This is a genomic window from Citrobacter sp. Marseille-Q3906, from assembly GCF_916618775.1.
GTDB classification, from domain to species: Bacteria; Pseudomonadota; Gammaproteobacteria; order Enterobacterales; family Enterobacteriaceae; genus Citrobacter; species Citrobacter murliniae.
In genome coordinates, this window is the sequence record NZ_CAKAKA010000002.1 from 1645002 (window position 1) to 1657739 (window position 12738).

11 protein-coding genes are annotated in these 12738 nt (G+C 46.5%); 8 read left to right on the plus strand and 3 right to left on the minus strand.

Annotated features, from left to right (window positions below):
• The first annotated feature begins 143 nt into the window (after window positions 1-143).
• From LG384_RS11965 to LG384_RS11995, 7 genes are all read left to right on the plus strand, one after another.
• The gene (locus tag LG384_RS11965; RefSeq protein ID WP_045449629.1) at window positions 144-1067 is read left to right on the plus strand and encodes a LysR substrate-binding domain-containing protein; all 924 of its coding nucleotides are present in this window, start codon (window positions 144-146) and stop codon (window positions 1065-1067) included.
• Window positions 1068-1407: 340 nt separating this feature from the next.
• Window positions 1408-1962, plus strand: coding sequence for a fimbrial protein (locus tag LG384_RS11970; protein WP_048221402.1), 555 nt, complete (start codon window positions 1408-1410; stop codon window positions 1960-1962).
• Between the two features lie 75 nt (window positions 1963-2037).
• Window positions 2038-2760: a fimbrial chaperone gene (locus LG384_RS11975; RefSeq protein WP_071828949.1), complete on the plus strand. Its 723-nt coding sequence runs from the start codon at window positions 2038-2040 to the stop codon at window positions 2758-2760.
• A 17-nt stretch (window positions 2761-2777) separates the two neighbouring features.
• Window positions 2778-5357 carry an outer membrane usher protein gene (locus LG384_RS11980; protein WP_225760952.1) on the plus strand — a complete coding sequence of 860 codons (2580 nt, stop codon included), beginning with the start codon at window positions 2778-2780 and terminating at the stop codon, window positions 5355-5357.
• A gap of 2 nt (window positions 5358-5359) precedes the next feature.
• Window positions 5360-5920 carry a fimbrial protein gene (locus LG384_RS11985; protein WP_048221400.1) on the plus strand — a complete coding sequence of 187 codons (561 nt, stop codon included), beginning with the start codon at window positions 5360-5362 and terminating at the stop codon, window positions 5918-5920.
• An 8-nt stretch (window positions 5921-5928) separates the two neighbouring features.
• Window positions 5929-6522, plus strand: coding sequence for a fimbrial protein (locus LG384_RS11990; protein ID WP_048221399.1), 594 nt, complete (start codon window positions 5929-5931; stop codon window positions 6520-6522).
• Window positions 6522-7613: a pilus assembly protein FimA gene (locus LG384_RS11995; protein ID WP_225760953.1), complete on the plus strand. Its 1092-nt coding sequence runs from the start codon at window positions 6522-6524 to the stop codon at window positions 7611-7613. The genes LG384_RS11990 and LG384_RS11995 overlap by 1 nt, the downstream gene beginning before the upstream one ends.
• A 48-nt stretch (window positions 7614-7661) precedes the next feature.
• On the opposite strand, the gene LG384_RS12000 is transcribed toward LG384_RS11995, so the two are convergent.
• The 3 genes from LG384_RS12000 to LG384_RS12010 all read right to left on the minus strand — a co-directional run bounded on the left by LG384_RS12000 (window position 7662) and on the right by LG384_RS12010 (window position 10944).
• Entirely contained in the window at window positions 7662-9347 is a 1686-nt protein-coding gene (locus tag LG384_RS12000; protein ID WP_225760954.1) for a methyl-accepting chemotaxis protein, read from the minus strand.
• Window positions 9348-9516: 169 nt separating this feature from the next.
• Window positions 9517-10635, minus strand: a complete 1119-nt coding sequence (locus LG384_RS12005; protein ID WP_225760955.1) for an S-(hydroxymethyl)glutathione dehydrogenase/class III alcohol dehydrogenase — start codon at window positions 10633-10635, stop codon at window positions 9517-9519.
• A gap of 33 nt (window positions 10636-10668) precedes the next feature.
• Window positions 10669-10944, minus strand: coding sequence for a metal/formaldehyde-sensitive transcriptional repressor (locus LG384_RS12010; protein WP_045443410.1), 276 nt, complete (start codon window positions 10942-10944; stop codon window positions 10669-10671).
• Between the two features lie 352 nt (window positions 10945-11296).
• On the opposite strand from LG384_RS12010, the gene LG384_RS12015 reads away from it, so the two are divergent.
• A complete protein-coding gene (locus LG384_RS12015; protein WP_225760956.1) occupies window positions 11297-12382 on the plus strand; it encodes an acyltransferase in 1086 nt (361 codons plus the stop codon).
• Window positions 12383-12738: the final 356 nt, after the last annotated feature.

Here is a 12738-nt window from a genome sequence, read left to right on the forward strand (position 1 = left end):
TTGCTGGCCTGCTGTACAAAACATAAGCAAAATAAATCAGTTGTAATTAAAACATGATAAATGTTAATAATATTTTGCTATCAGGTTATCAAAAACAAACAACTTCACTTGTCACCGATACGACTCTGTTTTTAACATCGCTTATGGAAAAAAATGGTCTGTTTAATCAGCGCATTCGATTGCGCCACCTTCATACTTTTGTAGCCGTTGCACAACAGGGGACTTTGGGGCGCGCAGCTGAAACCCTCAACCTGAGTCAACCGGCCCTCTCCAAAACACTCAACGAACTGGAGCAACTGACCGGAGCCAGACTCTTTGAACGCGGTCGTCTGGGCGCGCAGCTAACGGTACCCGGCGAACAGTTTCTTACCCATGCGGTAAGAGTGCTTGATGCGCTCAATACTGCGGGTCAGGCGTTAAACCAAAGAGAAGAAGCGCAAAATGATGTTGTCCGTATTGGCGCGCTGCCTACTGCTGCGCTGGGCATTCTGCCCACCGTAATCGGTCAGTTCCATAAACAGCAAATGGAGACCACACTGCAGGTTGCCACAATGAGTAACCCCATGATACTGGCAGGTTTAAAATCAGGGGAAATCGATCTCGGTATTGGCCGTATGGCCGACCCAGAATTGATGAGCGGCCTGAACTACGAATTATTATTTCTTGAGTCATTGAAACTGGTGGTGCGCCCTAACCATCCGCTATTACAGGAAACCATTACATTGAGTCGGGTAATGGAGTGGCCAGTCGTGATCTCACCAAAAGGTACTGCCCCCAGGCAACATGCAGAAGCCTTACTACAAAGCCAGGGTTGTAAAATGCCGTCTGGCTGTATCGAAACGTTGTCAGCTTCACTGTCCCGCCAATTGACGGTTGATTACGACTATGTATGGTTTGTACCTTCCGGCGCAGTACGTGAAGACCTGCGCCAGGCAGCTCTGGTTTCTTTACCAGTTCCAGCCCAGGGTGCAGGTGAACCGATCGGCATACTGACTCGCATCGACACACCTCTTTCCAGCACGGCGCAAACTTTTATTAACGCCATTCGCAAAACTATGCCGCTGTAATCTACTACCTCGTCAGACTCATTCTTTCATGGGTCTGGCCCTTCATCTATAATTATAATGAATATCAAAATCAATAATTCATTATTCAGCCCTGTTAGGTAAATAGTAGAATCCACTACATAATGCACCTTTTCAAAAAATAAAAAACAGTGTTTGCAAGCACAGATAAAATTTACCTCACTCCGTGATTCAATACATTTTATCAATGTTGAACCACACTTGTTAGCAAAACACCCTAAATAAAATCCCAAAATCAATTTAAACAAGAAAATATCATTCCCCAATTAATACCCATTATGTAATTATCGCCCCTTGGGAAAACACCATTAAGGAAAATAAAATGAAACTTTGCTTTTTAAGTGCTGCAGCCATTCTGGTTGCAGGTATTACCACGCAAGCTCAGGCTGCTGACTTAGCAAACATTGATTTCGCGGGAAATATTACAACATCAACCTGCGACGTCAGCATTGATGGGGCAGGCACATCCAAAGAGATTAAACTCGATGATATTACTGTGCCGTCTATGAAAGCAGCCACCAGCACCCCGGCCCAGAAAGCCAGCTTCGGTATAACCGTCAAAAATTGCGCTGCATCGGTAGTCGACGGTGGGAAAGTAAAAGGCCAATTCTCAACGACCGGTAATTATAACAGCACCACTCAGGCACTGTTAAACACCGACCTGTCTGGCGATAAAGATGCTGGTTTCCGGGTTCAGGATACCGCAACCAATACCATCATCGACTTTAAATCCGCATTACCGCAATCCGAAGCAACCTACAGTGCAACCAATGGTGCCGCATTTAACTATACAGTAGGTTATATATATTCAGGTACTGGCACACCAACCATAGGCTCAGTTAAAGCGAATACAACGTTTACAACGACCTACCCTTAATTAGTTATCTTAATATGTTCTCTGTAGCTCCCGTTCAACTGGGGGCTACAGCGTCTATACGCAGAAATAAATAAAATGCCAATAAAAAACATATTTACCGTAATTATATTTACAACATTTATTTCATTTAGCGCTCCATCAACGGCCAGTATTGTTATTAATGCCACCCGGGTTATCTACCCTTCAGATGCCAAAGAGGCGTTAATCAAAATGGTTAATCAGGGGCAACAGCCGCTATTAATCCAGTCCTGGTTAGATGACGGACATGAAGACGTCGATCCACAGGCATTAAATGTGCCGTTTATTGCCTCCCCTCCTGTTAGCCGGGTCGATCCGAAACAGGGTCTTACCGTACGTTTAAACTGGGATGGGCAACCTTTACCGACCGATCGCGAAAGCGTTTACTGGTTTAACGCGCTTGAGATCCCGAAAAAAAATAAAGATGCAGATAAATCAAATCAACTGCAGATAGCGCTTAAAACACGCATCAAGGTATTTTATCGCCCGATTTCCCTTCCCGGCTCACCTGCCGAAGCCATTCAACACCTGCAATGGAGCCTGGCCAATCAAGAAAAACAAGTTTGGGCGACGGCAAAAAACGACTCCCCTTATTTTGTCTCTCTGGTGGGCGCTACGATCACCTCCGGGGGTAAAAAGTACAACATCGAACCTGATATGGTTGCACCGTTTTCCAGCGCTCGCTATGCGGTGAAATCACTGACATCAACTCAGATGGATACCATTTCATGGACTGCCGTCAATGACTACGGCGGCAATGTGGAAGCCACCAAAAAGTAAACGCAGGGATAGCATTAATGCAGACTTCGACACGCCTAATTACTGCTTCTACCTTCATCCTGTTCGGGTTTTGTCAGTCAGTTTTTGCTGATGAAAACTATATTGAATTCAACGACGATTTTATTTTCGGTAATGCCGGGAACAAATCGACGATTAACGTTGCTCAATACGCGCATGGCAACCCGGTAAAGGCCGGGACATATACCGTCTCCGTGTCGATTAATGGCAAGGCACAACAAACCACCGCCGTTCAATTTATCGAAAATAACACGCCGAATGCGACGCCCTGTTTAACGCGAACGCTTCTGGAAGAGGCCAGTATTGATATTTCCCGGCTACCGGCAGCAACAGAGGGCGACGCACAGTGCTATGTACTGGCTGACTACTACCCGTCTTCCAGCATCAGTTACGATCCTAATTCACAAGTCTTGATGCTCACAGTTCCTCAGCTTTTTTTAGTGAGCCATCCGGTCGGTTATGTGAACCCTGCGCGTTGGGATTCCGGCATACCAGCAGCGTTACTGACCTGGAACTTTAGTGGCTATCATAGCGAAAATGAAAGTGATACGTCCGACACTGGCTACCTCGGATTAGGATACGGCATTAACCTGGGGGCCTGGCGTTTACGTTCCAGCGGCGCACTGAACTGGGCTAACGACGATACTGCCTCATGGGATAATTACGATCTCTATTTGCAGCGTGACCTACCGCCCATTCGGGCGCAGCTGGAAATGGGTCAGGTTACCTCGATCAGCGAAGCGCTGGATAGCGTGAGCATAAAAGGGGTTCATCTCTATAACGATGAACGTATGGATCCCCGTGATGGTCGTTATGTTCCGGTGATCAATGGCGTGGCAAACAGTAATGCCAAAATCACGGTGCGCCAGCAATCACGCATTATCTATGAAACGACCGTACCGCCGGGGCCGTTTGCGCTGAAAGATTACTATGTGGCAATCAACGGTGCTGACCTGGATGTAACGGTTGAAGAAGCCGATGGTTCGAAGCGCTTTTTTTCCGTACCTTACGCGTCTGTCGCACAGTTGATGACCAAAGGGGAAGTCGACTGGGATTTCGCCACCGGTACCATTGACAATGATTACAGTAATGACACGCCGTGGGTCATCACCGGCAACGGGAATTATGGTCTGAGTGACATCTTCACCCTGTATGGTGGCCTTCAGGTCATGGAAAGTGATTATCAGGCCGGTATGCTGGGGATGGCGCTCAATACCCGGCTAGGGGCGATAGCCTTTGACGCTATCCATTCCCGAGCCTCCCTGGACGATGTTGGCGATTTACAAGGCGAGAGCTATCGGCTGACTTACAGCAATGTTCTGGACACTACCAATACGAACTTCAGCTTAACCGCGTATCGCTACAGCACCAAAGATTACCTCTCGCTAAACGATACACTCTCATTACAGAATAGCATTGCCAATTACGCTGACGAAAACGATCTCAGCTCTGACAATGCGTATCGCAACAATTATCTCCACTCAAAAAATGAGTTTCAGGTTAACGTCAACCAACCTCTGACCGTCAACAACGAAGACTACGGGTCGTTCTATCTCAGCGGTAGCTGGATCAGCTACTGGGGGGGAACCGGCAACACATCACAGTACTCCATCGGCTACAGCAACACCTTCGGTTCAATATCCTGGAACGTATCGTTACAGCGCAGTTACGACGAATGGGGAGAAGAAAACGATAGCCTGTATGTTGGTTTCAATATTCCTTTCGGCAACGGTAACGACAGGCAGCAACCGCTCTTTTCCAATTTGAGCATGGGCGTGAACAGCGATTTCAGCGACAGTAATGGTTTTACCAGCACCGCCAGCGGAAACAGTAAAGACAATAAATGGAACTACAGCCTCAGTACTATGGGTAACCAGAGTAACGGGAGCGACGATACCTATTCTGTGAGTGGCTACTCCACCTACAACGGAACCCGAGGAACCACCAGCCTCTCTGCCAGTGTCGATAAAAACCACAACCAGCAATATTCCCTAAATAATAATGGCGGGTTGTTGCTACACAGCGGCGGCTTAACGCTGTTACCGGGTAATGTCGATACCCAATCCGCCATTGCCTTGATTGAAGCTAAAGGAGCTGACGGGGCTACAACTACCAATGGCTATAGCGAAATCAACCATGCTGGCTATGCCGTCGCTACCAGCCTGACGCCGTATGCAGAAAATACCGTGGGGCTCGATCTGAGTACGGTGACCAGCGATGTGGAAGTGAAAAACACCTCCGCTGCCGTGGTTCCTCGCGAAGGCGCTGTCGTGAAAGTAACTTTTGCTACCGAAGCAGGCCAGTCGGTCTTTGTCACTCTTCGCCGCAGCGATAACAGCTTCATCCCGCTGGGTGCGGATGTACTGAATGAACAAGGTAAGTCGGTCGGGGCGATAGGGCAAGCCGGGCGAGCCTTTTTGCGAGGGATTGAAAACAATGGGCGGTTGAACGTGGTCTGGGGAAATGACAACCAGAGCCGTTGTCATGTTGATTATCACATTCCGCCATCTCCGGTGATGATCGGTAAATCAATTCATCTGGATAGCTTAATTTGTCAGATGCCAGAGTCAGGGAGATAACAATGCGTAATATTCTGTTGGCCTGTTTAATCCTTAATTGCCCTTTTGTTTCAGCGGTTTCTTATGTGACCGTCAATTTTCGAGCTACTTTGCAGACCACAACCTGCAATATCAGTATTGCGGTGGGTTCAAACACCACCGTTAATCAGACTCTTGATTTTGGCGCATTAACGATGTCGCAGATAGAGGCTCAGGGCAGTAATACGCGGAAAGATTTTTCTTTGCAGTATAACGACTGTTATATCACTAGCTCAGGTTCTACGGTCAAACAAACGCTGAACTGGATACAAACGTTACCCAAGGCCAGTGCTTCATGGAGTGGATACTCTACCGAATTAAAAGGTGGGGAGGTGGGCGTTGCTGCCGTGTTGTATCGTACCAGCGATTTAAACACTGCAATTCCACTTGATCCTAATAATAATGAAAAAATAACCTGGAGCAGTACTGAACGCACTAACGCAAAACTCCCTTTAACATTAGTTTTACGGCCAGCATCCTCGTCAACGACGGTTAAAACAGGAATTTTTAACGGTACGTTGACCTTTACCACGATTTATCAGTAGGCGCGAACATGACAGTAAAAAAATATACGCTGGTATTTTTGCTGCTGATGTCCTCTCCATCATGGTCGGATGTCAATAGAAGAACCAATACATTAACCCTAAAGGCCGAGATTGTATCCGGAACCTGTGATATTACCGCTTCTGATGTTGATTTAGGCGATCTGAATATCAATGCCTTTTCTGCCGGTGGTAACTGGGCGGGGCTGAGTGCAACATCTCCGGGCAATGTTGCTACCAAACCGCTGCAGGTGAAAGCGCGCTGCGATTCCGGCTCAGCTGAAAAAACGTTGATACTCAGTTTTCAACCACAGAAAGCTCAGCTTAGCGGTAATCAAATATTCCCCAATGAATATACCGGGCCAACAGGCAGGGTAAAGGCAACGTCTGCGGCGGAAAATATCGGTGTAGTCGTTTTTTATGAAAGTACCAATGTACTGAATAAAGACAACACGTCAGCGGTTAACTTCACCCGGTATATCGGTTCCGAATCGTCATATTCCGAATATACGTTTCAGGCGCGTTATCAAATCATTAATCCGGCAAAACCGGTCACACCTGGCGGGGTGTTAAGCCAGGTAAAAATCAGCGTGAGTTATAAATAATGAATAATCACAATTCAATGCATAAACGTTCAACGGCCAGACGTCTATTTTTTTCTGCGGGGCTATGGGGATTAAGTGTTCTGATAAATTACGTTCAGGCTTTTGAATGTAGTTTCCACCCGGATAATCAAGCTCAAATTCTCAGTGCAGGCACATTGAAAGTGCGTAGTTTCAACCCTACAAATACCAGGCTCACTAGTTTAGGGGAACTCCAGGATGTTAAGATTGGTAAGCTTGAGTGTGGCACCGGTAATGATGGGGCGGACTGGTATGGATGGTCGGAGGCTTCAAATGCGGCAGGCGTTAAATCCGGTCTTTATGGAGAACACAACAGGGCATTTTGGCCGACAAATATCCCAGGGATATATTATTCCGTACGAATTAGTACCGCAGGTGCCTATAGAATCGCTTATTTGCCCCCAGAAACAACAGAAACGCGCCTGTTCGATTATCAAAAAGATGCTACCGATCGTGATATCATCGCAACGATTGAGATCTGGCAATACGGTAGAGTTACCGCTGTGGGCGATGCCCACCCCATTCAAAATGGCTTAATTGGAACATTTCGTGCCGGTTCGCTTGATGAAGGTGACAAAGAAAAGCTGAGAATTAACGTCAACAGCACATCGTTTACCGTTAAATTCGAAACCCCAACCTGCAATTTTACAGCCTCACCAACCACCATTGATTTCGGTGATGTTGGCAATGACAGCCCGCGCAAAACCTTTACCCTGAAAAATAGCGGCTGCGTAAATACCTCTGGGCTTACCCTGAAGCTGACATCAACAAAATCCGCCTATGACAATAAAGGATTAGGGATCCTCGCTAACACTATCGACGCCGCCTCCGGGTGGTGGGCGGCTGGCGGGCGTGGCATAGCTATCTCATACGAACACGGTTCGTCACGAACCTATCTTTCCGCCAATGACAGTAACTCTGAAGTCTCTATTAATTTCGGCGATTTTATTACATCGAAAGATATTCCCATGGCAGCCCTACTCACCTGCACTTCAGATAACAAAAAAACCTGTGATAATTATAAGCCCGGACCCTTTAGCGCAAGCGGCATCATTGGCGCAACGTACAGGTAACGGTAAATCCGGTAATGCGCAGTTCCGCATTACCGGATTTTATACTGATTAGAACGTTTCCCAGTTATCCATACCTGCCTTCACTGTGCTGGGTGGTGAGTAAACCGGCGTCGCTGCTGAAAAAGTCGGTTTAATCACGCTCCCCTGTAACCGAAATGTACCAACCGCTTCCGTTAAACGCGCCGCCTGTTCTTCCAGTGATGCCGCTGCGGCCGACGCTTCTTCGACCAACGAGGCATTTTGCTGAGTCACCTTATCCATCTCTGAAATTGCCTGACTCACCTGCACAATACCGCGGCTTTGTTCGTCGGAAGCCGCCGCGATTTCCAGCATAATATCCGTCACACGTTTAACCGCATCGACAATATCCGTCATGGTGTTACCAGCAGCCACTACCTCGCCAGAGCCCTGGTCTATCAAGCGAACGGATTCGCTGATCAATCCCTCAATCTCTTTTGCCGCCTGGGCGCTACGACTCGCCAGCGTGCGCACTTCGCTGGCCACCACCGCAAAGCCACGTCCCTGCTCGCCCGCCCGCGCGGCTTCGACCGCCGCATTCAACGCCAGAATATTGGTCTGGAAGGCAATGCTGTTAATCACAGCGGTAATCTCAGAGATTTTCTTCGAGCTGGTCGAAATATTACCCATGGTTTTCACTACGCCAGAGACCATTTGCCCGCCACGGCTGGCTTTACCTGAGGCATCTTCCGCCAGTTTGCTGGCATGGTGTGCGTTATCGGCATTCTGTTTCACCGTAGCCGTCAGTTCTTCCATGCTGGCCGCCGTCTCTTCTATGGCTGCAGCCTGCTCTTCAGTTCGTGATGACAGGTCAGTATTTCCCGCCGATATTTCACTGGTGCCGCGGTAGATTTCCTCAGCCCCCTGACGCACCGTACCTACCGTTTGTACCAGCGAACGTTGCATTTTTTGCAGATGATGGCTTAAACGCCCAATTTCACTACGTCCGGTGGGTTCATCCTGCATCGTGAGATCGCCCGTTGATATCTGCTCGATTCGCTGAGCAGCACGCAACAGAGGATGAATGACGGTACGGCGCAGGACAATAAACGTCATTACTGTCAGTGCCAGCGCCAGTACAAATGCACCGAGCATAAATGCCATGCCAAGTTGAGTACGCTGATGGGCCTGCTCACTGAGCAAGTTGGCCCTGGCGGTACGAAGCTCAATGGCTTTCAACAGTACTTTGTTGTAAGCGGAATCCAGCGGTCTGGCCTGCTCATTTTCATGGTTGATAATGGCTTCAAACATCCCGTTTTTAGCGTATTTCAACATAGGTTGCAGGCCGTCGATATAGGCCTTGAAGCTAGTGCCCAGCTCTACATCCAGTGCCTCATCGGCTGGTGTTTTCACCGCGCGAGACATATAAGCCTTAAAACCATCCTGCGATTGCTTAATCCGTTTTTCCGCGTCTGCAATATTGGCTTTCATGTCATCCATTTCAGCAATGCGGCTTGCCGCGCCCGCATGGATCATGTTGATACGCGCAGTACGTAAATGGTTCGAACTGTTAGATAACCCCATCCTGACCTGAATTTCATTCGTTACATCACGCTGATCGCGATCGGCCTGCATAAGGAAATAAGCTGCTAATCCGGAACTTAAAGCGAACAGCAGAAGGATGCCACCGAGAATGGAGGAAAACAGCGGAACCAGTCGGATTTGATGCAGAAAGCCCAGTTTATACTGGGCTTGCATCGATTTAGTGTTGTCCATGACCGTCGACTCTCTTGTAGGGTTAATGCGTGAAAACACGCCCATTAGATAGTCATCGGCAATTCAAGAAGTTTGATTACCGTAAAAAGCGCAACATTCATCACACTTTCACAACATAATTCAAAGAAATTCAGGAAAGTGCCAGCGGAGGGATCCGCTGGCTAATGAATCAGTTATCACCAAAGTGGATCACGGTGCGGATAGACTTGCCCTGATGCATTAAATCGAACGCTTCGTTAATCTGCTCCAGCGGCAAACGATGCGTAATAAAGGGATCGAGCTGAATTTTCCCGCTCATCGCGTCTTCGACCATTCCTGGAAGCTGTGTACGCCCCTTCACGCCACCAAACGCCGAACCGCGCCAGACGCGACCGGTAACCAGCTGAAACGGACGCGTTTTGATCTCTTGACCGGCACCGGCCACACCAATGATGATGCTTTCGCCCCACCCTTTATGACAGCATTCCAGCGCAGCGCGCATTACGTTAACGTTGCCGATACATTCAAAGCTGAAGTCCACGCCACCATCAGTCAGTTCGACAATCACGTCCTGAACGGGTTTCTCGTAATCATTTGGGTTGACGAAATCGGTCGCGCCCATTTCACCTGCCAGTTTGAATTTCTCAGGGTTGGTATCAACCGCTAAAATGCGCCCGGCTTTTGCCTGAACTGCACCCTGAATAACCGCGAGGCCAATACCGCCCAGACCAAATACCGCAACGGTGTCACCTTCTTTGACTTTCGCCGTATTATGTACCGCCCCGATCCCGGTTGTGACGCCACATCCCAACAGGCACACTTTGTCCAGTGGTGCTTCTGGGTTAACCTTCGCCAGGGATATCTCTGCGCACACGGTGTATTCACTAAATGTACTGGTTCCCATGTAGTGATAAATCGGCTGGCCATTATAAGAGAAACGAGTCGTACCGTCCGGCATCAACCCCTTACCCTGAGTGGCGCGGACGGCCTGACACAGATTGGTTTTACCGGACTTACAGAACTTACACTCACCGCATTCTGCGGTGTACAGAGGGATCACATGATCGCCCGGTTTCAGGCTGCTGACGCCTTCTCCCACCTCAACCACAATACCGCCACCTTCATGGCCAAGTACCGCCGGGAACACACCTTCCGGATCGTCGCCAGAGAGCGTAAAAGCGTCAGTATGGCAGACGCCAGTATGGGTAATTTTAACCAGCACTTCCCCTTTCTTTGGCGGGGCGACGTCTATCTCAACAATTATCAACGGTTGGCCGGGGCCAAATGCTACTGCTGCACGTGATTTCATCTGTCTCTTCCCATTATTGCGAGGTGATGGTGTTTATTTTAGATAAGCGCGAAGAAGATGGCCGATTTCAGCCATGCGAATGGCACGCTGGTCCGGGGTTGTCTCACCACTGACCAGCTCATCTTTCAGATGAATTTCGACCATTTCGCCCATCAGGCCATTGGATGCGCCGCGTACAGCGGCAATTTGTTGCAGGATAGCCAGACACGGTTCGCCGGACTCCAGCGCGCGTTCAAGTGCATCAACCTGACCACGAATACGACGTACACGAGTAAGAATACGTTTTTTATCTTCCGGGGAATGCGGCATACGCCCTCCTGTATACTATAGGGGAGTATGGTATCATGCTTTTAACATTTTTGTAAAAAAATTAATTATTCATTATAGATCAATGCGATACCGGATATCATTCGTGATCGTATGATGCCTTTTTGATACCCCAGTTCATGCATTAAGTGGTATTTTGCTTCCAAATTCTCGAATGGTTTCGGGTCGGTTCCATATCCCTTGATCCTTAATTAGCGGTCGATTGTACATATTAAAAACAAACAATCAGTTTATCCTTTCGGACATGGACTTAATGCACACTCATGCTCTTTATTTAAATAGAGAAAACATGATAAAATGTCTCACCTTCACTTAAACCAAAAAGATTCAACAGATGTGTACTTTGAATAACGTTGTAGTCTCCAGGAAAATACAATCTAACAGGAATAAAAGCTTAGATGTAGCCAAAGGCCTACTAATGATTTCGGTTGTAGCCGGGCATATTGCAAACTTTCCTTTTGGGGAGGTTTTTTATTTTTATCACGTGGCAGGTTTTTTCCTTTTATCTGGCTTCTTCTTCAACTATAACAAATATGCCACTAGTATTTTGAGTTTCATTCTCAGCAGAAAGAAGATAATAATACAATATGTAGGATATTCTTTACTGTTTATTTTTCTTCACAATTACTTCACGCATCTAAACATCCAACCAATAAATACGATGGAGTATGCTTCTTCGGACTATGTCACTGCCATTATCACATCAATAACCATACCAACTGAACCACTTTCCGGCGCTATGTGGTTCATACCAGTATTGGTAATAATGCAAATAGTCTTTTATATTATTAATAGAGTTACCACTCCTATTAACAGAAAGGGTGACTTTCTAAGTGTTCTAGTAATAGTTTTATTTTTTATTGGATGGTGGCTGGTAAAAGGAAAATACATATCGGAAAATCAAGATCTTAATAAATACATTCCTAACGCTCAATTTTTTGTATACCTTCCTTTCTTCTACGTTGGTTTTTTGTTTAAAAACAAGGGATTGGAACTCCTAAAATCCAGTCGTATTTTAATACCCTGCTTCGCCATAATGGCGATGTCATACATTTCATTACGACCCACGCTATATTTATATGGAGAAGTTGACCCATTTCTCTTTATATCACTATCATTTATAAGTATCGCATTTATTATCGGAATTTCATATCATATAAATTATACACCTGTAGTTAATATGCTTAAATTTATTGGTGAAAACACCTTGCATATTCTTGCGCTACATTTTCTTTTTTTCAAACTTGGAACTCTTATCCTCATCTGTTTAGGCAAACTTCCATCCTCCGCTCTTCATGATATTGGAGCTCCATCCGACGGAGAGATGTTAGCTAACTTGGTCTATTTTGTTTGCGGAGTATTTGGCCCTTTATTGGTAGTAACTTTATATTCGCAAATAAAGAAAATAATATTCAGATAGAAAAGTAAAGGGGCCTCCCCCTTTACTTACAATCATTATATTGAAAATTATTATCATATCGTATATCATTGGCGAAATTTACCTACTCTATCCTATACATTATGACGAAAACCATCACCTACCTTCCCTAATACATCATAAAATAAACCTTGCCCTTGCCTTCTTAATCAGTGGAATCATAGAACGAGTCTTGATGAGATTTAACCCACTTATTGGCCTGGGTTGTGTCCGGAAATGATTTAGATTTGCCTGTTTGTTTAAAATGTCTCACGTCTAAACAATCTGGCCTCACGTAAGGTCTCGTTTAATATCGATTCTGAATGCAACTGGGATATCATGATATGCTCCATTTAAAA